This window comes from Actinomadura alba (assembly GCF_014323705.1).
GTDB lineage: Bacteria > Actinomycetota > Actinomycetes > Streptosporangiales > Streptosporangiaceae > Actinomadura_C > Actinomadura_C alba.
In genome coordinates this window covers 191,401-214,992 of sequence record NZ_JABVEC010000002.1, presented here as the reverse complement: position 1 = coordinate 214,992, position 23,592 = coordinate 191,401, and the positions used below count along the sequence as shown (strand labels likewise).

At 71.7% G+C, this 23,592-nt stretch carries 16 protein-coding genes; 4 read left to right on the top strand and 12 right to left on the bottom strand.

Annotated elements, in window-relative coordinates; all coding sequences use genetic code 11:
* Window positions 1-12: 12 nt before the first annotated feature.
* From HKK74_RS04080 to HKK74_RS04060, 5 genes are all read right to left on the bottom strand, one after another.
* On the bottom strand, window positions 13-1,554 hold the full coding sequence (locus tag HKK74_RS04080; protein ID WP_187241679.1) for an ABC transporter ATP-binding protein: 1,542 nt from the start codon (window positions 1,552-1,554) through the stop codon (window positions 13-15).
* A gap of 100 nt (window positions 1,555-1,654) precedes the next feature.
* On the bottom strand, window positions 1,655-2,704 hold the full coding sequence (locus HKK74_RS04075; RefSeq protein ID WP_312881225.1) for a BMP family lipoprotein: 1,050 nt from the start codon (window positions 2,702-2,704) through the stop codon (window positions 1,655-1,657).
* A gap of 826 nt (window positions 2,705-3,530) precedes the next feature.
* On the bottom strand, window positions 3,531-4,796 hold the full coding sequence (locus HKK74_RS04070) for an amidohydrolase (protein ID WP_187241953.1): 1,266 nt from the start codon (window positions 4,794-4,796) through the stop codon (window positions 3,531-3,533).
* Between the two features lie 106 nt (window positions 4,797-4,902).
* Window positions 4,903-6,069, bottom strand: coding sequence for a glutamate--cysteine ligase (locus tag HKK74_RS04065; protein WP_187241678.1), 1,167 nt, complete (start codon window positions 6,067-6,069; stop codon window positions 4,903-4,905).
* Between the two features lie 337 nt (window positions 6,070-6,406).
* Window positions 6,407-8,011: an acyl-CoA mutase large subunit family protein gene (locus tag HKK74_RS04060; protein ID WP_187241677.1), complete on the bottom strand. Its 1,605-nt coding sequence runs from the start codon at window positions 8,009-8,011 to the stop codon at window positions 6,407-6,409.
* Between the two features lie 171 nt (window positions 8,012-8,182).
* Between HKK74_RS04060 and HKK74_RS04055 the strand changes: the two genes are divergently transcribed.
* The gene (locus tag HKK74_RS04055; RefSeq protein WP_187241676.1) at window positions 8,183-9,448 is read left to right on the top strand and encodes a D-alanyl-D-alanine carboxypeptidase family protein; all 1,266 of its coding nucleotides are present in this window, start codon (window positions 8,183-8,185) and stop codon (window positions 9,446-9,448) included.
* Between the two features lie 33 nt (window positions 9,449-9,481).
* Here the strand turns inward: HKK74_RS04055 and HKK74_RS04050 are convergent, their stop codons facing one another.
* Window positions 9,482-10,534 (bottom strand): YihY/virulence factor BrkB family protein, encoded by a 1,053-nt coding sequence (locus HKK74_RS04050; protein WP_187241675.1) that lies wholly within the window; start codon window positions 10,532-10,534, stop codon window positions 9,482-9,484.
* 306 nt (window positions 10,535-10,840) lie between these two features.
* Here HKK74_RS04050 and HKK74_RS04045 point away from each other — a divergent pair, with 306 nt between their 5' ends.
* Complete coding sequence (locus HKK74_RS04045) at window positions 10,841-12,973, top strand: DUF6077 domain-containing protein (protein WP_187241674.1); 2,133 nt, start codon at window positions 10,841-10,843, stop codon at window positions 12,971-12,973.
* Here the strand turns inward: HKK74_RS04045 and HKK74_RS04040 are convergent.
* Genes HKK74_RS04040 through HKK74_RS04030 form a run of 3 tightly spaced genes read right to left on the bottom strand, consistent with a single transcriptional unit; the run spans window position 12,956 to window position 15,581 of the window.
* Window positions 12,956-13,531, bottom strand: a complete 576-nt coding sequence (locus tag HKK74_RS04040) for a 2'-5' RNA ligase family protein (protein ID WP_312881224.1) — start codon at window positions 13,529-13,531, stop codon at window positions 12,956-12,958. The two genes, HKK74_RS04045 and HKK74_RS04040, sit on opposite strands and share 18 nt — an antisense overlap.
* Window positions 13,494-14,573 carry a tryptophan--tRNA ligase gene (gene trpS, locus HKK74_RS04035; protein WP_187241951.1) on the bottom strand — a complete coding sequence of 360 codons (1,080 nt, stop codon included), beginning with the start codon at window positions 14,571-14,573 and terminating at the stop codon, window positions 13,494-13,496. Before trpS ends, HKK74_RS04040 begins: the two co-directional genes overlap by 38 nt.
* 18 nt (window positions 14,574-14,591) lie before the next feature.
* A complete protein-coding gene (locus HKK74_RS04030; protein WP_312881223.1) occupies window positions 14,592-15,581 on the bottom strand; it encodes a hemolysin family protein in 990 nt (329 codons plus the stop codon).
* A gap of 204 nt (window positions 15,582-15,785) precedes the next feature.
* Between HKK74_RS04030 and galE the strand changes: the two genes are divergently transcribed.
* Window positions 15,786-16,739 (top strand): UDP-glucose 4-epimerase GalE, encoded by a 954-nt coding sequence (galE, locus tag HKK74_RS04025; RefSeq protein WP_187241673.1) that lies wholly within the window; start codon window positions 15,786-15,788, stop codon window positions 16,737-16,739.
* A gap of 60 nt (window positions 16,740-16,799) precedes the next feature.
* On the opposite strand, the gene galT is transcribed toward galE, so the two are convergent.
* Window positions 16,800-17,894: a galactose-1-phosphate uridylyltransferase gene (gene galT, locus HKK74_RS04020; protein WP_222721842.1), complete on the bottom strand. Its 1,095-nt coding sequence runs from the start codon at window positions 17,892-17,894 to the stop codon at window positions 16,800-16,802.
* A 16-nt stretch (window positions 17,895-17,910) separates the two neighbouring features.
* Here galT and galK point away from each other — a divergent pair, with 16 nt between their 5' ends.
* The gene (gene galK, locus HKK74_RS04015) at window positions 17,911-19,068 is read left to right on the top strand and encodes a galactokinase (protein WP_187241671.1); all 1,158 of its coding nucleotides are present in this window, start codon (window positions 17,911-17,913) and stop codon (window positions 19,066-19,068) included.
* 33 nt (window positions 19,069-19,101) lie between these two features.
* On the opposite strand, the gene HKK74_RS39575 is transcribed toward galK, so the two are convergent.
* Both HKK74_RS39575 and HKK74_RS04005 read right to left on the bottom strand, forming a co-directional pair.
* Window positions 19,102-21,795, bottom strand: a complete 2,694-nt coding sequence (locus HKK74_RS39575; protein ID WP_246491170.1) for a hypothetical protein — start codon at window positions 21,793-21,795, stop codon at window positions 19,102-19,104.
* Entirely contained in the window at window positions 21,792-23,564 is a 1,773-nt protein-coding gene (locus tag HKK74_RS04005) for an HSP90 family protein (RefSeq protein ID WP_187241670.1), read from the bottom strand. Before HKK74_RS04005 ends, HKK74_RS39575 begins: the two co-directional genes overlap by 4 nt.
* Between the last annotated feature and the right edge of the window lie 28 nt (window positions 23,565-23,592).

Here is a 23,592-nt window from a genome sequence, read left to right as displayed (position 1 = left end):
TGCGCAGCGTCTTCAACGTTCCCCCTCGGATGACGCACCGGTCATCGCCGAACCGAGCTGCTCCGGGGTGACGGCGGCCGGGTCCGCCTCGGCGACGAGCCGGCCCCGCAGGATCACCCGCAGGCTGTCCGACATGCCGATCAGCTCGTCCAGGTCGGCGGAGATCAGCAGCACCGCGAGCCCTTCCGCCCGAGCCCGCCGCAGATGGTCCCAGATCGCGGCCTGGGCTCCGACATCGACGCCGCGGGTCGGGTGCGAGGCGATGAGCAGCTTCGGCTTCCCGGACATCTCCCGGCCCACGATGAGCTTCTGCTGGTTGCCGCCGGACAGCGAGGCTGCGCTGACGTCGATCCCCGGCGTACGGACGTCGTACTCGTCGACGATCCGGCGGGTATCGGCACGGGCGCCGGAGCGGTCGATCCAGAAGCCCTTCGCGTTGGGGCGCTCGGTCTGGTGGCCGAGGATCCGGTTCTCCCACAGCGACGACTCGAGCAGCAGCCCGTGCCGATGCCGGTCCTCGGGGATGAAGCCGATGCCGCTCTCACGGCGCCGCCGGGTGGGCCACGCGCCGATGTCCTGCCCGTCGAGGACGATCGACCCCGAGTCGGGTGAGCGCATCCCCATGACGGCCTCGACCAGCTCCGCCTGGCCGTTGCCCTCGACGCCCGCGATACCGAGGATCTCGCCGTGGTGGATGGTCAGGGAGACGTCGTCGACGACCGCCCGGCCCGATTCGTCCCGAACGGTCAACGAGGTGAGCTTGAGGGCCGGGCGGTCGGTCACCGTCGACTCGCGCAGCTCCGGTACCGGTAGCTCGCTGCCCACCATCAGCTGGGCGAGCTCGCGTGCGGTGACCTCCCCGGGGTCCAGGCACTTGGACACCGTCGTACCGCGCCGGATGACGCTGATCTCGTCGGCGACCGAAAGGACCTCGTCGAGCTTGTGCGAGATGAAGATGACCGTGAGGCCCTCGCGCTTCAGCTCGCGCAGGTTCTCGAAGAGCTCCTCGACCTCCTGGGGGACCAGCACGGCGGTCGGCTCGTCGAGAATGAGGATCCGGGCGCCGCGGTAGAGGACCTTGAGGATCTCGACCCGCTGCCGGTCGCCCACGCCGAGGTCCTCGACCAGGCGACCCGGCTCGACCTGCAGGCCGTACTTCTTCGCCAGCTCCTCGATCCGCCGGCGGGCCTTGCCGCCGATGCCGTGCAGCTTCTCGGCGCCGAGGACGACGTTCTCGAGCACGGTGAGGTTGTCGGCCAGCATGAAGTGCTGGTGCACCATGCCGATGCCGCGGGCGATGGCATCGGCCGGGGAGCCGAAGGCGACCCGCTCGCCGCCGACCCTGATCGTGCCCTCGTCCGGCCGCAGCATGCCGTAAAGGATCTTCATCAGGGTGGACTTGCCGGCGCCGTTCTCCCCCACGACCGCGTGCACCGTGCCGACCGTGACCCTGAGGTCGATGTCGTGATTGGCGACCACCCCGGGGAAGCGCTTGGTGATGCCGTGCAGCTCGAACGCGGGCTCGGCGACCTTCGGCCGCTCAGTCGTGGACATCCCTGCTCTCCTAGAAACGGGCCCGGGAAGGGGCCTTCGTGGTCCCTCCCCGGGCCCGGCCCGGCACGTTCAGACCAGGTTCACCGCCATGACGTGGACGTCACTTGGTGGGAACCGTGATCTTTCCGTCGATGATCTCCTGCTTGTACTCGTCCATCTTGGCCTGCAGGCCCGCGATGGCCTCGGTGTTCGCCTTGGAGTAGTCGATGCCCTGGTTCTTCAGGTCGAAGATGACCGGCCCGGCCTTCACCGTTCCCTTGTTGGTGTCCTCGACGAAGTTGTACACGGCGGTGTCGACGCGCTTGAGCATCGAGGTGATGATGTACGGCTTCTGGTCGGCCTCGGCGTTCTGGTACTGGTCGGAGTCGACGCCGATCGCGAACTTCTTCTCCGCCGCGGCGGCCTGGAACAGGCCCAGGCCCGACAGGCCGGCGGCGTGGTAGATCACATCGGCCCCGCCGTCGTACTGACCCTGGGCGATCGTCTTGCCCTTGGCCGGGTCGGTGAAGCCGCTGAAGTCCGTGCCGCGGGAGATGTACTTGACGTCGATCTTGATGTCCGGCTTGGCCTTCTTGGCACCGGCGACATAGCCGGCCTCGAACTTCTTGATCAGCGGGGTGTCCACGCCGCCGATGAAGCCGATCTTGCCGGACTCGGACTTCTGCGCGGCCGCGGCACCCACGAGGTAGGAGCCCTGCTCCTCGGCGAACAGCAGGTTCGTGACGTTGGGGCCTTCCACCGAGCCGTCGTCCACGATGCCGAACTTGGTGTTCGGATGCTTGGGCGCCACCTTGCCGAGCGCGCCCGCGTAAGCGAAGCCGACGGCGATGACCGGGTTGTAGCCCGACTTGGCCAGCAGGTCGAGCCGCTGGATCTTGTCGTTGTCGGTCTCGTTCTTGGTGGCCTCGATGTCCTTGATCTCGAGGTTCAGGTTCTGCTTGACCCGGTCGAGGCCCGCGAAGGCGGCATCGTTGAACGACTTGTCGCCCCGCCCGCCGATGTCGTAGGCCAGCCCGACCTTGACGGTCTTCTTGGCACCCTCGCCGCTGTCGCCGCCGGTGGTGGCCTTCTTGCCACCGCAGGCCCCGGCGCTCAGCGTGAGGGCGGCCCCCGTCAGCATGACGAGGGTCGTCTTGAGTCCACGGCGCACGGACGCGCTCCTTCCGTTCCCTGCTAAGGGATAAAGTGCCGGTTCAGCACGAAATCGATCGGACGTTACTCGCTAGGTCCGGGTACGGCCAAACCGTCGTACATTTTCGCAATGAGTCCGTTACCAAAGGGTAACCGCATCGCCACTGGTCAGACGCTCCACCGAGATCATTTCGCCGTCACCGGTGGACCGTCCGGTCAAGACCGTGCTCCGTGCCCGCCCGGACCCCGTCGGAGCACGCCCCGCCCCCGGTCGCCCCGCCCGGCGCGGGCGAGCCGCGACCCGGCGAATTCGGCCCCCCGATTGCACGCGCCGACGGCTGTGAGGACGTGTTGATTCAGCGGATTCGGACAGCTCGGTATCGCCTTAATTCAACGGTTTCCTTACTATCGGGAAAACACCGTTCACTTTCCGCCACGAGTTCTCGTTTTTCCGGTGTGGAACGCGAACTCGGCGCCGCCTCCGTGAGATCCGAGAGAGTGGCGCGACGCCTCGCCTGGCCCGGCGGCACGGCGCTCCGTGACGGCGAGGCGACGACCGCCCAGAAGCGGGCAAGGCGTTTTCTCCGGGTCGAGGGGAATGCGGGCGGTGGCCGGTGGACGTGCGAAGCGACCACTCTGATCAGGCGTTATCACGGCGTGTGGAGCGCGCTTTGTCGTGCGGCCAGCCGGGCGCCCGGCGGCATTTTCGAACGCCGATGGGACCCCGTCGGCGGCGTACCGGCGGATCGGCCGATGACGTCCCGCCAGGGCCGTTCGGCCGCGCGACCGACCCCGCCGGAGCCGTCCGGCGGGGGTCGCGGGTCGGGCGACGGCGGGGGTCGCGGTCAGGCGAGGGCGGCGCCCTCGACCGCCTCGGTGCCGGTCGGCCGCTGGCCTTCCCAGAGGGCGGTCAAGGCGGTGGCGGCCATCACCCGCACGCCCACGGCGATGCACCGCTCGTCGACGTCGAAGTCGCCCCGGTGCAGGTCGTACTCGAGCGTCGAGCCCGGCGTGCGGACGCCGAGCCGCGCGAGCGCACCGGGAATCGACTCGAGATACCAGCCGAAATCCTCGCCCCCGAGGCTCTGCGGCGTCGGCACCACACCGTCCTCACCGATCACCTGACCGGCGGCGTCGCGGAACATCTGCACGCTCGTCGCCTCGTTGACGGTGGGCGGGACACCACGGACGTACTCCAGCGACGCCTCGACCTCGTAGGCGGCGGCGACCGACTGCAGCAGGGCCTTCATCATCTCGGGCGCCCGGTGCCACGCCTCGTCGTCCAGGCAGCGCACGGTGCCCTCGGCGAGGCCGTCATCGGGGATCGCGTTCGCCACCGACCCGGCGGAGACGCGACCCCACACCAGGCTCAGGCTGGATCGCGGATCGACCCGCCGCGACAGCGCCGACGGAAGCTCAGTGACGATCTTGGCGAGCGCGTAGACCAGGTCGGCGGTGAGGTGCGGCCTGGCCGTGTGGCCGCCCGGGCCGGTCACCTTGACGTACACCTTGTCGCACGCCGCCGTGATGGGCCCCACCCGCAGGCCCAGCCGGCCGACCTCGACCCGGGGGTCGCAGTGCAGCGCGAAGACGCGGTCGACGCCCGCGATCCCTCCGGCCGCCATGACGTCGAGCGCGCCGCCCGGCTTCTCCTCGGCCGGCTGGAAGATCAGCCGGACCCGGCCGGGGAGCAGCCCCGCGGCGGCCTGCTGGGCCAGGAACCGGCCGGCCCCGATGAGCATGGTGGTGTGCACGTCATGGCCACAGGCGTGCGCGACGCCGGGGACCACGGACCGGTAGGCGACGTCCTTCTCGTCCATGAGCGGCAGGGCGTCGATGTCCGCGCGCAGGCCCACCATGGGTCCTTCGGCCGGGCCGATGTCGCACAGCACGCCGGTGCCCTTGGGCAGCACCGTCGGCCGCAACCCGACCGCGGTCAGCTGCTCGACGATCCGCTGGGTGGTGCGATGCTCGACATAACCGAGCTCGGGATGCGCGTGCAGATCGCGACGAAAGGCGATCAGCCCGTCCTCGTGCTGGGCGAGGAAGGCGTCGAGCTGCATCTGCAGCCTCCGCGCGTCCCCGCTGACACCGGTGTCGAAAGCGGGCATCACCCCGTGTCCCGACCGCGTCATGTGCGCCCCCTCAGGCATGACGGCGCCGTGTGACGCCGCCGTTTCCGCTTCGTCCCCCTCCGCGGGCGGCTCCTCGGGGACGTCACATCCCGCCATGGGCCACCTCCCGCGGGGAGACGAACCTGTCCTCGTAGAACTCCTTGATCGCGGCGTCGACGACGTTCTCCAGGGTGCCGCCCTCGGCGCGGATCGCACGCTGCCGCTCGTAGGGCGCCCCATGCTCGAGCACCTCGCTCGCGACCTTAAGCTCCTCGGCGCAGCCCAGCCGGTCGGCCACGGGCTCCAGCTCACGGATCAGCTCGTAGAGATCATCTCGAAGCGGCGTCGTGCTGCCGGTGTCATCGGTGATGACGGTGGCGTCGAGTCCATAACGGGTGGCCCGCCACTTGTTGTCGCGAACGACCCACGCGGCGGGACGAGGCAGAGTGTAGCCCCGGTCGAGCTGCTGGTCGAAGAGGGTGACCAGGCTCTGGCACAGCGCCGCCGCCATGCCGACCTCGCGCAGGGTGGGAATGCCGTCGAACATCCGTATTTCGATCGTGCCGAAGTCGGGGTGCGGGCGGATGTCCCACCACACCTCCTTGATGCTGCGGATGGTGCCGGCGCGCAGCAGCGTGTCCATGTACTCCTCGAACTCGGCCCAGTCGGCGAGCAGATGCGGCGGGCCGGCCGTCGGCAGCGAGCCGAAGATGATCGCCCGGCTGGACGCCAGTCCGGTGTCCTGGCCGTTCCAGTACGGGCTCGAGGCGGTCAGCGCGAGGAAGTGCGGCAGGTAGGCCGAGAGGGCGTTGACGATGGGGATGGCCTTGTCGACGTGGCGTACGCCGACGTGCACGTGCACCCCGAAGGTCTGGATCCTGCGGGCCAGCCACTGCATCTGCTCGACCAGTTCGGCGTAGCGCTGGACCGGTGCCATCACGGCGTCGCGCCAGTCGCTGATCGGATGCGAGCCCGTGCACGCCAGCGCGGTGCCGCGCGCCTCGGCGACCGACCGGAGCTGCTTGACGGTCGCGGCAAGATCACTCTTGGCCTCCCCGACCGTATGGCAGATATCGGTCACGATCTCCACCGTCGACTCCATCAGCTCGTGCCGGATCTTCGGGATGTCCCCGCCCTCGCTGAGCCCGGGCAGCGCGGCCAGCACCTCGCGCGCGTCCTGCCGAAGGTGTTTGGTCTCCGTGTCGATGAGCTGAAGCTCCCACTCGACACCCAGCGTCGCCCCACGCGACGCGTTGAAGTCAATGGCCACGGCCAACCTCCATCCACAATCTTTGCAGGTCGATGCGTGGCACGTGGGGCTATTGGACCAGCGCGTTCCCGATACCGACCCGCTCAGGGCGCTCCAAGCCTGGTCAACACGGGATCATTCGCCCCATGCCACCACACACCGTCTCGCGGAGTGCCATGCCCGGAGCAGCGCGGCCGACGCGTATCCGCGACGGCCGACCACTGTCCGTAATCTACTCCCGCGACGCTCATCACGGCCCGCGACGCCCGCGCGGATCCGGAGCGGACGGCGGCGTCAGCGCCGGTATCGGGCGGGTATGGGGCCGGTATGGGGCCGGTATGGGGCCAGTGCCGCCGGATCAGTAGGCGTCCGCGGGGACGTAGACGCCCCAGACGTCCCTGAGGGCGTTGCAGACCTCGCCGACCGTCGCGCGCGCCCTCAGCGCGTCCTTCAGCGGGTAAAGGAGGTTCGCCTCGCCGGGCACCCCTTCGCCGGCGTCCTTCTCGGCGGCCCGTCGCAGGTCGTCGAGGTGACGTCGCACGTCGTCGCCCGACCGGGCGGCCCGCAGCTCGGCCAGCCTGGCCGCCTGCGCGCTCTCGATCGACGGGTCGACGCGCAGCGGCTCGTACGGCTCCTGCCCGTCGGTCCGGAACCTGTTGACGCCGACGACCGTCCGATCCCCGGACTCGATCTGCTGCGCCACGTGGTAGGCCGTTTTCTCGATTTCGGCCTTCTGGAAGCCCTGCTCGATCGCGGCCACCGCACCGCCGAAGTCCTCGACCCGGCCGATGAGCGCGCGAGCCGCCTCCTCGACCTGCGACGTCAGCGACTCGACGGCGTAGGAGCCGGCGAACGGGTCGACCGTCGCCGTCAGGTCCGACTCGTGCGCGATCACCTGCTGGGTGCGCACCGCCAGCCTGGCCGCCCGCTCCGACGGCAGCGCGATCGCCTCGTCGAAGGAGTTGGTGTGCAGCGACTGCGTTCCGCCGAGCACCGCGGCCAGCGCCTGGATCGCGACGCGCACCACGTTGACCTCGGGCTGCTGGGCGGTCAGCTGTACGCCCGCCGTCTGGGTGTGGAACCGCAGCATCTGCGACTTGGGGTTCTTCGCGCCGAACTCGTCCCGCATGATCGACGCCCAGATCCGCCGGGCCGCGCGGAACTTCGCGACCTCCTCGAGCAGCGTGGTCCGGGCCACGAAGAAGAACGAGAGCCGGGGTCCGAAGGAGTCGACGTCGAGGCCCGAGGCGACCGCCGTGCGCACGTACTCCATCGCGTTGGCCAGGGTGAACGCGATCTCCTGTACGGGCGTCGCGCCCGCCTCGGCCATGTGGTAGCCGGAGATCGAGATGGTGTTCCATCGTGGGATCTCGGTCTGGCAGTAGGAGAACATGTCCGAGATCAGGCGCAGCGACGGCTTGGGCGGGAAGATGTAGGTCCCGCGGGCGATGTACTCCTTGAGGATGTCGTTCTGCACGGTTCCGGTCAGTTCGCCACCGGAGATGCCCTGCTCCTCGGCGACCAGCTGATAGAGCAGGAGCAGGATCGACGCGGGCGCGTTGATGGTCATCGAGGTCGAGACCTTGCCCAGCGGGATGCCGTCGAACAGCGTCCTCATGTCCTCGATCGAGTCGATCGCCACGCCGACCTTGCCGACCTCGCCGTGCGCCATCGCGGAGTCGGAGTCGTGCCCCATCTGCGTCGGCAGGTCGAACGCCACCGACAGGCCAGTGGTGCCGGCGTCGATCAACTGGTGATAGCGCTTGTTCGACTCCGCGGCGGTCGCGAACCCGGCGTACTGCCGCATCGTCCACGGCCGGGCGGTGTACATCGTCGGGTAGACGCCGCGAGTGAACGGATAGGATCCCGGCTCCCCGAGCTCGGTCGGCGGGTCGAATCCGTCCAGCGCCGACGGCCCGTACACCGGTTCGATGGGCAGACCCGATTCCGATTCACTCGTCATAACCGCGATGGTACGACCGGTACCCCGGGAAGTGGACGGTGACGCCCCTCACGCGCGTCTCGTCGCACCACACCTCATGTCCAGAAATAATCCTTTTCACTTCCCGCAGGGTCAGATGACGTGATCCGGTGTATCTCATTTCTGGACACTTCCTCTAGTCTTCGTGGAGCCATGGGAACCGTACGCCGGGCGACCGCCCTGATCACCGCACCGCTCGTCGTGGCCCTGACCACAGGCCCTGCCGCCGGTTCCACGGTCCGCGCGACGGGCACCGGCACCGCCGCCACTCCCCCTTCGGGCGCCCTCTCCGGTGAGCCGGTGGGCGGCTCCCGGCTCGGTGGCCGCGGCGTGGTGTACGAGCGCGCGCAGGGCGTCAAGGCCCCGCCGACGATCGACGCCGCGTCCTATCTCATCGCCGATGCCGACACCGGCGAGGTGCTCGCCGCGAAGAACCCGCACGGCCGTTACCTGCCGGCGAGCGCGCTGAAGACCCTCACCTCGGTGGCGCTGATCCCCAAGCTGGACCGGACGGCCATGATCCGCCCAACGCAGAGCACCGTCGACGTCGAGGGCACCAAGGTCGGCATGTCGACCCAGTGGCGCTACCCGGTGTCGGATCTGTTCAAGGCGCTGATGATGGTGTCCGGAAACGACGCAGCCCTCGCTCTCACACAGGCCGGCGGCGGGATGCGGCGCACTCTGGCGACCATGAACGCCGAGGCCGCCCGCCTCCAGGCGCGCGACACGCTCGCCGGCTCGCCCAACGGCCTGGACGTGGACCTCGGGCTGTCGGTCAAGACGCAGCACACCTCCTCGTACGACCTCGCGCTGATCATGCGGCAGGGGCTTCGGCTGCCGGACTTCCGGGAGTACATCGGCACGATCGAGGCCAAGTGGCCGGGTCCGCCGTCCAAGGAGCAGCGGGCGAAGGGGCGGCGGGTCGGCGGCTATCCGATCTACACGCACAACCGGCTGCTGCGGCCGGGGCAGGCCCGCTACCCCGGGATGATCGGCGGCAAGAACGGCTACACCAACGCCGCACAACAGACCTTCGTCGGCGCGGCCCGCCGCAACGGCCACACGATCATCATCGCGCTGATGCGCTCGCCCGTCCTCTGGACGTACGCCACTCAGCTGCTCGACTGGGGATTCGCCGCACGGGGCAGGGTGCAGCCGGTAGGCACGCTCGTGAACCCGGTCGTGCCGGAGACCAAGAAGCCCGCGCGGGAGGAACCCCGCAAGCTTCCCGTCATCCCGCTGGACCAGGACAAGGCGAGCGGCTGGGGGGTCACCGCGCTCGCCGCCGGCGGCGGCACCGTGGTCGTGGTCGGGGTGGGTCTCGCGTTCCTGCTGAGGCGCCGCCGCCGCGACGCCGCGGCCGGTGGCCCGCCGCGACGCGAGGACGCCCGGCAGCCGGTCGAGCCGCCGACCGGATAGCGCCGCCGGCGCCCCCTCAGGTCGAGCCGGTCCTCAGTCGGAGCCGGGCTGCCGCCCCCGCTCGGTGTCACGGCCGGTATTCCGGGATTCTTCCGGCTGTTCGGCCTGGTCGGCGTCCTGGGCCGGGTCGGCGCCCTCGGCCTGGTCGGCGTCCTGAGCCTGGTCGGCGCTGAGGACGACCCGGCGGGTGGCGGTCCAGGCCGCGGCGAACAGCGTGAAGCGCGAGACCAGATTCATCCATACGAGCAGCCCGGCGACGACCGCGAACGAGGCGTAGACGGGATTCCTCGTCGTGTGCCCGACGAGGAAGGTCCCGATCAGCTTGAGGATCTCGAGGCCGATCGCGCCGAACAGCGCGCCGCGCAGGATCCGCCGCCACGGCGCGCGTGTGCCGGACAGCCGGGAGAAGAGCACCAGGAAGATCAACGTGTTGAAGCAGATGGCGACCGCCACCGCGAGCAGCCTCAGCACGATGCCCATGCCGGGCACCCGGTCCAGCCCCAGGGCGTGCAGGGCCCAGTCGGTGCCCGAGGTCGTGAACGTCGACACCGCGACCGACGCGATGAGGACCGTGCCGAGGAAGACGAGCACCCCGACGTCCCCGAGCCGTCTCATCAGGAAGTTGCCGCCACCGGTCGGATCGTTGCCCCAGATCTCGCGAAGCGCCTCACGGAGCGCCTCGACCCAGGCGACGCCGATGACCAGAAGGCCGACGAGACCGATGACCCCTGCGGTCGTCTTGGCCTGGGCGATCTGTTCGATCGCGAGCCGGTGGGCGATTCCGGGCAGCACCGAGTTGATGGCGTCGACCAGATAGCCTCGGGCCTGCTCGCTGACGCCGACGACGTAGCCGAGCAGGGCATAGGCGAGCGCGAGCAGCGGGAAGAAGGAAAGGAACGCGAAGTAGGTGACGGCCGCGGCCAGCCGGTCGCCCCGACGTTCCTGATACCGCTCGTGGGCACGGGCCAGGTGGTCGAGCCACGGCCACCGCCGCCGGGCACCGCGCAGCAGCCGATCCGCTCGCTCGCGCACGGACTCGACCCCGGATTCGACCCGGCGCCGCGTGACCCCGACGACGCTCGACATGCACGGTCCCTACCCCCGAAGGTGACGACAATGCGACCTCCGCACGAGCACCGCCGCCGCTTCGCCGCGCACCGGGGTAAACCCCGGCAGTGAACGGGGCGTCATCAAGACATCGTCTCGTGAGCGTCCCGCCCGTCCCGCGCCGCCCACCGGCGGGGACCGGCGTTCCAGGCGATCCGGAGCGCTCCACCGGCACGGCCGACCGCCGTGCCGGCACGACCGAGTGCGGAGCCGGTGACGTGACGCCCGAGCGGGTCTCGCACTGGTCGTCGCCGCACTCCGACCGACGCGAGGTGTGTCATCGCTGTGAAGACCGAAGACTCCGGGCGGGGGCGGGTGCTCGGTGTCGATCACTCGCCCGCCGGGATCGGCCGACTCGCCGGCCTGGCGACCGGGCGCGGCGGCGCGGGCGGGCCCGGTCGCGTCACCACGCTCCTGGACGGGGCGACCGACGCCGCCGTCGTGGCGTTCGCCATGTGGACGGTGGTCTATCACGCCGGGCTGCTGATCCGGCCTCCGACGGCGGTTCTGGTGGCCGGCTGGCTGGTGATCATGACGGTGCTCGCCGCCGTGTGGGTGCGCAGGTGGACGGGCGACCGGGCGGCGTCCCCCGAGGGGGCCGGCACCGAGGCCACCGGCGCTGACGAGGTCGCCGGCGGCCGGCCGCGTTCGTACGCGCCGCAGGCCGGTCCGGTGCTCGGTGTCGCGGCCGGCGCGGCGGCCGGTCTGTACGCGTCGGGGGTGCCCTGGTGGATCACCTGCGTTCTGGGGGCCGCGGCCGTCGCGGTCACCCTGACGGCGCTGCGAACCAGCCGGTACGGGCCGGGATCGGTGCCGGTCGCCGACCGCGGCTCGCTCCTCGCGCTCCTCATGGCCGCCGGATTCGCCGGTGCCTCCCTCTTCGTCATCAACCCCGACGGTGACGACGCCTACTTCATGTCCCGGTCGGTGTGGACCGCGGAGCACGGCCGGATCCCGTTCAGCGACGTCATCTTCACGCCCGGGTCGGTCGGGACGGTCGGGGGCGAACCGCCCGTCGCCTCCGTCGAGGTCTTCAACGGCGCGCTGGCCCGCCTGCTGGGCGTCTCGGCGTCGTCGTTCACCTGGTACCTCTTCCTGCCGGTCGTGACCTTCCTGGCCGTCTGGGCCATGTGGCGGTTGATCCGGCAGTGGGCTCCCCGGCGCGCGGCGGCGTGTTTCGCGACCGCCGCCGTCTATCTGCTCTGGACGGGGGCGAGCACCGGTTCCCTCGGCTCGTTCCACCTGATCAGGATGTGGCAGGGCAAGGGCGTCCTCGTGTCCCTGGCGGTACCACTGCTGTACGTGTACCTCACCCGGTGGGCGGACCGCCGGAACCCTCGCGACCTGTGGCTCGCCGCCGCCGTGGGCGCCGCCGCCACCGGGCTGGCCTCGGTCGCGACCTTCGTCGTGCCGCTCGTGACCATCGCCGCCGTCGGCCCGCTCCTCCTGCGCGCCCGGCTCGACACCGGCCGGCGGCGGGCCGAGGGGCTGCGGACCGCGGTGGCCGCCTGCGCGGCCATGGCCTACCCGGTCGCGGCCGGCGTGGCGGTCGCGCTGCTCAGCGACACGGTCGAGGTGGGCGGGCAGTTGTCCCCCGGCCCGGTGGCCTACTCGACCGTGCTGCTGACCGGTGTCTTGGGCGTCATCGCCGGTTGTGCACTGTGGACCGCGCCCTGGATCAGCCGGCGCGGCGTGCCGGCACTGGTCACGGCGGGGGTGGCGGCGGTGGCCACCGTCCTGTTCGTCCCGGGCGTGCTGGAGCTGATGGCGCATGTCACCGGTGCGGCGCCGGTGATGTGGCGCACGATGTGGGTGGTTCCCGCCGCCGCGCTGATCGGGTTGCTCGCGGCGGTACCACTGCCCGGCGGCCGGCGCCGGCTCGCACCGCTGCCGGCGGTGCTGCTGTGCGCCACGTTCGTGATCTGCGGCACCCCGCTGTGGACGGCCGAGGCCAAGTCGGTCGTCGCGGACCGGCCCTCGTGGAAGGCCGCCCCCTTCACGCTCGTCACCGCCAGGAAGGTGGTGGCCGCCACCGGCGGCGAGTCCGGTGCCGTGCTCATGCCGGCGCGGTACATGCGCAACCTGCCCCTCATCACCTCACGGGTACAGGCGGTCAACGCCAACCCGCACTACCTGGAGAACCTGCCCGTGGGCGAGTCGTTCATCATGGACCGGCTACTGCTCACCGACGTCGTGCAGCGGCGGACGGGCTTCCCGCCGGCGGCGGACGTACGGGCGGCACTCGACCGGGTCGGCGTGGTGGTCGCCTGCGTCCACTGGAACAACGCCGCCGCACTGCGGGTCCTCCAGGAGGCCGGGTACGAACGACGTCCCGGCCACATCCGCGGGCTGCGCTGCCGGTTCCGGCCGGCCGGGCCGGCGGCGGACGGCGGGCCGGGCTCAGCCCGGCTCGGGTGAGCCGGTGTCGCCGAACGGGAAGTCGCGCTGCGGACGCCAGATGCCGTCGGAGCCGTGCTCGTACAGCGCGAAGCCCGACACCGAGAACCGGGCGTCGTAGTGGCCGAGCTCCTTGGCGGCACGGTCGAGCGCCTCGTCGGTGAGATCGTGCGCCACGGTAACGTGCGGGTGGAAGGGGAAGCGCGGCGACCGCCATAGCGGGCCGCTGCGCACCTTCCGCTCCACGCGCGTACAGGCGCCGGCACCCTCGGCGAGCGCGACGAAGACCACCGGCGACACCGGGCGGAACGTCGCGGTGCCGTACAGCCGGATCGGGAAGGCCCGCTCGGTGGCGGCCACGTCACGCAGATGCCGTTCGATCGAGCCGAGGGCGGCCGCGTCGACGGGCGTCGGCGGCATGAGCGTGATGTGCGTCGGAATGGACCGGGCGAGCGGATCGCCGAACGACTCCCGCCAGCGTTGCAGCTCGGCTCCATAGGGATCGGGAATCGGAATCGCCACTCCGATCGTCCGCAGCGGGTCAGGCGTGCCCACGTCCGACGAATCCCACCCGGTCACGCACGGCCTCCATGGTCCGAGCGGCGACCTCGCCGGCCCGGGCGGCGCCCCGGGCCAGGATGCGGTCGAGTTGCTCCTCGTCGCCCAGCGCCTTCTCCGTACGCTCGCGGATCGGGGTGAGCGTGTCGAGGACGAGTTGCGCGAGGTCCTTCTTCAGCGACCCGTAGCCGGCGCCGGCGTACTGCCGCTCGAGATCGCCGGTGGTCGAGCCCGACAGGGCGGAGTAGATCCGCAGGAGGTTGGTGATCCCCGGCTTCTTCTCCTCGTCGTACGTGATCTCGGTGCCGGTGTCGGTGACGGCGCGCATGATCTTCTTGCGCATGGAGCCCGGCTCTTCGAGCACGTCGATGATGCCCTGCGGCGATGACGACGACTTGCTCATCTTCGCCGTGGGCTCCTGGAGATCCGTGATCTTGGCGGTGGCCTTGGGGATGTACGCCTCGGGCAGCGCGAAGGTCTCGCCGAAACGGTGGTTGAACCGCTGCGCGAGCGTGCGGGTCAGCTCCAAGTGCTGGCGCTGGTCCTCACCGACCGGCACCTGGAAGCCCTGCCCGCCCGCCCCCGGCACCGGGGTGTAGAGGAGGATGTCGGCGGCCTGCAGGATCGGGTAGGTGAACAGGCCGACACTCGGCCCGCCCGTGCCCTGCTTGGCCGACTTGTCCTTGAACTGCGTCATCCGGCCGGCCTCGCCGAAGCCGGTCAGGCAGCCGAGGATCCAGGCCAGTTCGGAGTGCTCGCGCACGTGGCTCTGCACGAAGAGGGTCGAACGCTCGGGATCGACGCCCATGGCGAGCAGCTGCGCGGCCGACACGCGGGTGCGCCTGCGCAGCGCCTCGGGATCGTACTCGACGGTGATGGCGTGCAGATCCACGACGCAGTAGAAGGCGTCATGGGTGTCCTGCAGCGCGACCCATTGGCGCAACGCGCCGAGGTAGTTGCCCAGGTGAAAGGAGTCACCCGTGGGCTGGATACCCGAAAGGACGCGCGGAGTGGAGCCCGGGGTCGGCGGAGCGTAGCCCTGGGGGCCGGACACTGCGGACATGTGCACGAATCGATTCTGTCAGGCCTCACTGGAGGCGATGTCGGTTGCCGTCGCTTCTGCTTTCCCTGCGCCGCCGGGGTCGGCGGTGCCGGGGTCGGCGGTGCCGGGGTCGGCGGTGCCGGGGTCGGCGGTGCCGGGGTCGTCACCGTCTAAGGGCGTGACACGCACGCGGGCCACCCGGCGGCCGTCCATCTCGATGACTCCCATCCGGTGCCGGGCGAACTCGACGGCCTCCCCCACCTGGGGCACGTGCCCGAGTGCCGCCATGATGTGCCCTGCCACGGTCTCGTACGGCCCTTCGGGCAGCGCGATGCCGGTCTCGGCCGCAAAGGCGTCCAGGTTGAGCAGACCGTCGACCTCGACCGCCCCACCGTGCAGCCGCCGCGCCTGCGCGTCCTCCACATCATATTCGTCGCGGATATCCCCGATGAGCTCCTCGAGCAGGTCCTCGAGAGTGATGATCCCCGCCGTGCCGCCGTACTCGTCCACGACGATCGCCAGATGGTGGCCCTCGCGGCGCATCTCCGACAGCACGGCCAGCACCCGTTTGCTCATCGGCAGGTACTTCACCGGCCGGATGACCTCCGACACCGGCACCGACCGGCCGGCGAGATCGGGATCGAGCAGATCACGGACGTGCACGAAGCCGATGACCTCGTCGTGGGTGTCCCGGTAGACGGGGAATCGGGAGTGCGGGCTGTCGGCGGCGATCCGGGCGGCGGCGTTCAGCGGAGTCGCCGCGTCGAGGAACTCCACCTCCGTGCGCGGCACGAAGACCTCGCGCAGCTGCCGGGCGCCGGCCGCGAAGACCTCCTCGATCAGCCTGCGCTCGTCGCCGGTGATGCCCTGGTGCCCGGCGACGAGGGCCCGTACCTCGGCGGCGGTGATCCGATCACGGAGATCGCCGAGGCCGCCGCCGAGCCGCCGCAAGATCACCAGGGTGGCGCAGAAACCGCCCAGCAGCATCGAGCACAGCGCCACGAGGCCGTACTTCACGAGCTCGCTCACCCCGCGCCCTCCCGGGAGCGGCGTCGCGAGGAACCCGCCGGTGCGGCGGGCGATCTGGCGCTAGGGTCGTCCATTGTCCGAGGCGGCTTGTCCAGACGGTGTTCCGGGCGTTTCCATCCGCGGGCCGGGCGGCGTCGGCCACGCGACCTCGAAGCGCCAGCCTACCCGGATACGCTGTGTGAACACGGATACGGAGGTTGCCCAGTGAGGTTGCTCGTCACCGGCGGTGCCGGCTACATCGGAAGCGTCGTAAGCGATCAGCTGCTCGGGGCCGGACACGAGGTCGTCGTGCTCGATGATCTGTCGACCGGGCACCGCGACGCCGTCCCGGCCGGGGCCCGGCTGGTCGTCGGCACGCTGCGCGATCTGGCGTTCGAGGTCCTCGACGGCGCCGGTTTCGACGCGGTCCTGCACTTCGCGGCCAAGTCGCTGGTCGGCGAGTCGGTGGAGCGGCCGGGGCTCTACTGGGACAAGAACCTCGGCGAGTCGCTGGCCCTGCTCGACGCGATGCGGCGGGCCGGCGTCCCCCGGATCGTGTTCTCCTCCACCGCCGCCACCTACGGCGAGCCCGAGTCGTCGCCGATCCTCGAGACCGATCCGACCCGGCCGACCAATCCGTACGGCGCCTCCAAGCTGGCGATCGACACCGCGCTGGCCGAGCACGCCCGGCTGCACGGGATCGGCGGGGTGAGCCTGCGCTACTTCAACGTCGCCGGCGCGCACGGCCCGTTCGGCGAGCGGCACACCACCGAGACGCACCTGATCCCCATCGTCCTGCAGGTCGCCGCGGGACACCGCGAGAAGGTGTTCATGTACGGCGACGACTACCCGACGCCGGACGGCACGTGCGTCCGCGACTACATCCACGTGATCGACCTGGGCGTCGCCCACCTGCTGGCGCTGGAGGCCTGCGAACCGGGCAGCCACAAGATCTTCAATCTCGGCAACGGCTCCGGGTTCTCGGTACGCGAGGTCATCGACGTCTGCCGCCAGGTGACCGGTCATCCGATCCCGGCCGAGGTGGGGCCGCGCCGCGCCGGTGATCCGGCCGTGCTGGTCGCCTCCTCGGAGCGGATCCGTTCCGAGCTCGGCTGGAAGCCCGAGCGCGACCTGCGGGCCATGGTCGCCGACGCCTGGGCGTTCGCCCGGCGGGGCTGAGCCGGTCCCCGCCGGGCCGTCCGCCCGGGGCGGTGAGCATCCGCCCGGGGCGGTGAGCATTCAGGCCTTCGCGTCGCGGAGCCGCTGGGCGACGCGCTCCGGCGGCACGTCGTTGATCCAGGCGTCCATGCCCGACTCCGACCCCGCCAGGTATTTGATCTTGTCGGCGGCGCGCTTGATCGAGAACAACTGCAGGTGCAACCGCACCAGGTCGCGGCCGGAGCGCACGGGCGCCTGGTGCCAGGCCGCCACGTACGGCAGCGGCGCGTCGTACAGCGCGTCACAGCGGCGCAGCAGGTCGGCGTAGACGTCGGCCAGCTCGTCGCGCTCATCGGTCGTCAGCGCGGCGAAGTCGGGCACGTGGCGGTGCGGCATCAGGTGCGCCTCGACCGGCCAGCGCGCCGCCGCGGGCACGAACAGCGTCCAGTGCTCACCCTGTCTGATCACCCGGGTACCGGCCTTCTGCTCCGCGGCCAGCACGTCGGCGAACAGCTCCCGGCCGGTGGCGGCGCGGTGCCGCTCGGCCGAGGCGACGACGCGCGTCGTCCGGGGGGTGACGTAGGGGTAGCCGTAGATCTGACCGTGCGGATGGTGCAGTGTCACGCCGATCTCGACGCCCCGGTTCTCGAAGACGAACACCTGCTCGACGTCCGGCCGGGCCGACAGCGCCTCGGTGCGGTCGGCCCACGCCTCGATCACGGTACGGACCCGGCGCGGCGGCAGCCTGCTGAACGCGGTGTCATGATCGCTGGTGAAGCACACCACCTCGCACCGGCCGGCCCCGCGCCGCCGCTCGAACAGCTCGATCCCGTCGACGTACGGCTCGACCGGCGGTGTCCGCGCGTCGAACGAAGGGAACCGGTTCTCGAACGCGACGACGTCGTAGCCGGCGGCCGGGATCTCGGTGAGCCGGTCGTCCGTGCTCGGGCACAGCGGGCACTCGCGTGCCGGCGGCAGCATCGTCCGGGTGTTGCGGTGGGCGGTGATCGCCACCGGGTCGCCGGTCAGCGGATCCAGCCGGGTCTCGCACTCCGGCTCGGCCGGCGGCAGGTCCCGGCGGTCCGGCGGGGGCACCCGCCCGGCCTCCTCGTCGAAATAGATGATCTCGCGTCCGTCCGCGAGGCGGGCCGACGTACGGCCGGGGTCTTGGCGCATATCCTTAGCATTCACCATGAGCACCCCTATCACGAATGCGAGCCGCGACCTCGACGCGGCGTTCCACGAGGCCTACCGGCGCCCCTCCGACGGCATCTGGCACGCCCCCGGGCGGGTCAACCTGATCGGGGAGCACACCGACTACAACGACGGCCTCGTGCTGCCGTTCGCCCTCGCGCAGGGCGTCTCGGTCGCGGCCGCGGCCCGCGACGACGACGTGCTGGAACTGCGGTCGCTGCAGGCGGCCGACGAGGCCGCGAGCGTACGGCTCGACGACCTCGCACCCGGCGCGACCGAGGGCTGGGCCGGCTACGCCGCGGGGGTCGCCTGGGCCCTGCGTGAGGCGGGTCACCGCCCGCGCGGCGCCAGCCTGCTGATCGACTCGGACCTCCCCCAGGGCGCCGGGCTGTCGTCCTCCGCCGCCCTGGAGTGCGCGGTCGCGCTCGCGCTGTGCGAGCTGTCCGGTGCCGAGGTCCCGAGGCCCGAGCTGGCCCGGCTCGCCCAGCGCGCCGAGAACGACTTCGTCGGCATGCCCTGCGGGATCATGGACCAGTCGGCCGCGCTGCTCTGCACGGCCGGGCACGCCCTGCTGCTGGACTGCCGCAGCGAGCTGTCCGCGCAGGTCCCCCTGGATCTCGGCGGCCTGACGCTGCTCGTGGTCGACACGCGGGCGGCCCACGAGCTCGTCGACGGCGAGTACGCCTCGCGCCGGGCGGAGTGCGAGGCGGCGGCCGGGGCGCTCGGCGTTCCCGCGCTGCGCGATGTGACCGACCTCACCGCCGCGCTCGACGCGCTCGACGACCCGGTCCAGCGCCGCCGGGTGCGGCACGTCGTGACCGAGAACCACCGCGTGGAGGCCACCGTGGGCCTGCTGCGCGCCGGAGCCGTGACCGAGGTCGGGGCGATGCTCACGGCGGCGCATCTGTCCCTGCGCGACCAGTTCGAGGTGTCGTGGCCCGAGGCGGACGTCGCGGTCGAGACCGCCGTGCGCGCCGGAGCCCGTGGCGGCCGGATGGTCGGCGGGGGTTTCGGCGGCTCGGTGATCGCGCTCGTGCCGTCGGGTCTCGTCGGACGGGTGTGCGACGCCGTCCTGACCGCGTACGAGGCGCGGGGCTGGCGGGCCCCGGCGTTCCTCACCGCCGTACCGTCCGCCGGAGCACGGCGGCTGACCTGACCGCGTCCGGTGACGTGACCGCGGTGGCCGGCTTCACTCCGCGGCCGCCTCCAGCAGCTCGGCGCGCAGGCGGGCGGCGGCCTCGGCGGCGTCCGTACGGCCGAGCGCGGTGAAACCGGCGACGGCCTCGTCGACCCGGGCGAGAGCGTCCGCCGGCCGGCCGAGCGCGGACAGCAACCGCGCCGCGTCGTAGCCGACCAGCGCCGTCTCCCACGTCGCCGCCTCTGGCTCGTCGCCCGGCAGGTCCGCGAGGGCCTGCCGCGCCGTCTCCATCATCCGCAGGGCCTCCTCGGGCCGCCGGCTCCACAGCAGGCACAGCGCGCCCTGACGACGGGCGCGCACGACCCCGAACGGCGCCCCCGCCGAGAGGTGGAGCTCGGCCGCCACCGCGAACCGCTCAGCCGCGATGCCGTCCTTGTCCAGCCTGCCGAGCAGTTCCCCGGCGCTCTCGTAGAACTCGGCGGCGGCCTCCGGCTGTGCGGCGCTCACGTCGTCGGCGAGCGCGGTGAAGGCCTCGGCGGACTCCTCCAGCTCTCCCAGGTCGCGCTGGATGTTGGCCAGCATCCACCGGGACCGGTTGACGGCCTCGGCGTCGCCCAGCTCGGCGAGCATCGCGAGGGCCTCCTCCGCGGCCTCGGCCGCCTCGAGGAGCCGGCCGGCCCGGTGGTACCCGGCGCACAGGTCCTGACGGGCGTAGGCCGCCTGCGGGAAGGCGCCCACCGCGGTGAAGCCGGCGACCGCCTCGATCAGGTCCTCGACCGCCTCAGGAACCCGGTCGCGCGACAGCAGCCAGTTGCCACGGTGCGCGTGCGCCGCGGCGCGCAGGAAGGGCGCGTCGGCGGGGGTGTTCACCACCGCCTCGGCGAACGCCTCACCCGCCGGGTCGCCCTCCGAGCCCGCGTCCTCGGCGAGCAGCCGGCCGTGCAGGAGCGCCGCCTCGGCCAGGGGCCGCTTGTGTCCCGCCGTCCGGTAGCCGTCGCGGGCCCGCAGGGCCGCGGCCGCCGCCTCGGCCCGCCTTCCCTCCAGCTCGGCGAGCACCTTGGCCCGCTCCAGGTCCACGGCCGCCCTGTCCGCCGGGTCGGAGGCGGTCGTCGCGTCGAGCGCCGACAGGGCATCCGCCGGCCGGCCGAGGTGGGCGTACGCGCCGGCCAGCCGCAACCTCATCGCGACCCGGCGGCCGGCGGGGGCGCTCTCGGCGACCGCCCCTCCAGCGGCCGCCTCCAGCAGCGCGATGCCCTCGTCGGCCCGCTCGATCCGGCAGAGGACCGCGCCCACCCGGCTGAGAGCCGACTGGCGGCGTTCCTCGTCCCCGGCCTCCTCGTGCAGGCCGGCGGCCCGCCGCCACGCGGCGACCGCGCCCTCGGGATCGTCACCCATGATCAGTTCGAAGCCGTGACCGTCGGCGCGGCGTCCGGCGAGCGCGACCGGCAGGCCGGAGGCCGGTCCGGCGACCGCGTCGAACCGCTGCCACGCCGCGTGCGCCGCCGCGATCTCCTCCCGGGCCCAGTGCCGTTCCGCCGCGTCGAGCAGCTCGGCCGGGTCCGCGAGGTCCGCGCCGGGTTCCGGATCAGCGCCGATGGCGGTCTCGGCACCCGGGGCCGGGACGGGTCCGCGAGCGTGGGGGGTCAGCGGCAGGTGGTCGGCGACCGGCTCGGCGTCCAGCACCGCCCGCGTGAGCCCGCTCTGGTGATCGGTGCCGTTGCGGGCGTCGAAGGCGGCGGCGAGCTCGATCGCCATGGCGGCCAGTTCCTCGCGCAGCGCCGCCACCGCGACCTCGCCCGCGACCCGGTCCCCGTGCGAAGGACGGCGCACCCGGACGTCGCCGTACCCGGCGTCCCGCAGCCTGCCGAGAACGAGCGCGGCGCCCGCCGCGAACCGCATCGCGGCGTAAGGGCTCGGCGCACGGTCGAGCCAGCCGAGATGCCGCTCGACGATCTCAAGGCCGCGTGCCCCATTGCCGGTACGCGCGCAGAACTCCAGGTGGTCACCCAGCGAGCCGAGGTCACGCACGTTGGCGCGCATGATCCGGTAGGCCCGGCGATGGGCGTCACGTGCGGCGTCGAGCCGGCCCGTCCGCAGGTAGACGGGCAGCAGGCCGGTGAGGACGTCCTGCGGCTGCTCGCTGCAGCGGAACTCCTCACGCAGCACCGGCTCGGCCATCGCCAGAGCGTCCTCGTCGCGACCGCGCCAGGCCAGATGGGCCAGCTTGCCGGTCGGATCGCAGCCATCGCAGTCCGACAGCTCGTCGCGCGCGGCGCCGTGCCACTTCGCATACCAGTGCTCCGCGCCCTCCGCGTCGCCCAGATGCCGGGCGACGCCCTCCCGCCGTGCATGGACGGCGTGCAGGCTGTGGCCGCCCAGCCGGTACCGCCGCTCCATGTCGTCGAGCACCGCGTAGGTCCGGTCGAGCGGGACCTCGGGAAAGCTCGCGAGCGAGTTCACGACCGCCTTGAACTTCCACAGTAGGCGGTGCTCGGCGTCCTCGCCGTACCGGCCGGGATCGCGGTCGTGCTCGGCCAGGCACCGGCTGAACGTGCCGAACGTCTTGATCGGCTCACCACCGTACTGGTAGGCGGTGGCCAGCTCCATCCGCACCCTGAAGGAGAGGACCTCGTCACCGGACGCCTCGGCCTGCCGGAGCGCGTCCTCGACGAGGACCGTCCTGGCCTCGCCGTACGGCAGCTCGCCCGCACGCTCCATGAGGCGGTACACGGCGTCCGTGCTCATCGGGGTCCTCCGTGGTCCGGCCCTCGTGTCGCCCAGTCGAGCAGGCCCAGGAAGGACCGGTTCAGCACGGCGGTGTCGGCGGCGCGCAGTGGATGGTGGCCGAGGAGCAGCGCCTGCCCGTACAGGGCCTGGACGGCGAGCTCGATCAGGCCGTCCTCGCGCAGCGAGGTGACCCGGCGGGCCATCGGATTGCGGTGGTTCAGCACCAGTTGGGGGCGATCCGTCGCGACCGCGTTCTCGAGCGCGCCGAGCACGTCCGACCACAGGTCGTCGGCGAGGTCCCTGGCCTGCCGCAGCTCCTCCTGATGCCGGGCCGCCCGGCTGGTCAGGTAGAGCGCGGGCAGCGACGCCGGATCGAAGTCGCGCACGACGACCTCGCAGCCGAGCCGGTCGACGGCGCGGCGGGCGGCCGCGAGGAACGGCCGCAGGCTCAGCTCGGTCGCCGGGTCGAGCACGCCGAAGTGCGTGGTCAGCTCGGCGGGGTCGAGCCGGCTCAGCCGCACGTCCGGGTCGATGTCGCGCAGCCGCTCGATGATCTCGATGTCGTAGACGTAACCGCCGTTGACCAGTCCGACGCCCTGCGCGCCCGACACCGCCGAGAGCCTGCGGAACTCGTCCACCTCCGCGGTGTAGCGGCCGTCGGGATGGCGCCTGCGGAACTCCGCGAGCGTCATCGGCCCCGCCGAGGTCTCGAACTCCAGCCACCGGTCGACGATGCGCAGCAGGTCGTCGTCATGCACGGCCATCGCCTTCACGCCCAGGCTGTGCAGCCCGAGGAAGGCGCGCAGCCGCGCCGGATCGGTCTCGGCGAGCCGCACGAGCCACTCGCGCAGGCTCTCGCCGAGGGCCTGCCTGGTCGTGTCGAGCAGCTCGTCGTCGTACAGCGCCTCGCGGCCGGCGGTCGGCCGGAGCTCGCCGGCGTCGACGACGCAGCGCACGAAGAACGCCCAGTCGGGGAGCAGTCCCTCGACCTTCTCGGCGAGCAGCATCCGGCGCAGGTACACCCGGTGCGTGCCCCGGCCGGTGGGCGTCACCGCCTGCGGCAGTACGAACGCGACCCCGGTCAGGCCGGCCTCGGGCACCTCCAGGTCGATGACGTCGAAGGGGGTGAATCCGTACAGCTCGCGGCAGTAGGCCTCCAGCGCGGCGCGCCTGCGGCCGGGATCGGGGTGTCGGGCCAGCCAGGGCGGCCCGTCGCCGGTGACCTGCCGGCCGTCGACGGTGATGGGCACCGGCAGGAGCGACCCGTACAGGTCTGCGAGGTCTCCGGCCATCGCCGGGCTCACCCAGTCGGCGGCACCGGGGCGCGGGCGGAGCGTGACGGTGGTGCCGGGCTCGTCGCGTTCGCCTGGCTCGACCCGGTAGCGGCCGTCGGCGAGCCCGGTCCAGCGGACCGCCGCGCCGCCGCGAGCCGACCGGGTCACGACCTCGATCTCGTCGGCGACCAGGAACGCCGACAGCAGCCCGATGCCGAACTGGCCGAGGAAGTCGTGGCGGGCGAAGCCGAGCTCGTCGCGCTTGGAGGAGCGCCCGATCGTGGCGAGCAGCCGGTGGACCTCGTCCTCGGTGAGGCCGATGCCGTCGTCATGGATCCGCAGGGCACCGTCCGCGGTCTCGACGGCGATGCTCCCCTGGCCCTCGCCGCGGGCGGTGATGGCGTCGACCGCGTTCTGCAGCAGTTCGCGGAGGTAGACCCGGGGACTGGAGTAGAGGTGCCTGCTGAGGAGATCGACCACACCGCGAAGGTCGACTTGAAAGGCCTGCTCCACCCTGATGGTCCTCCTGATCGGGCGATAC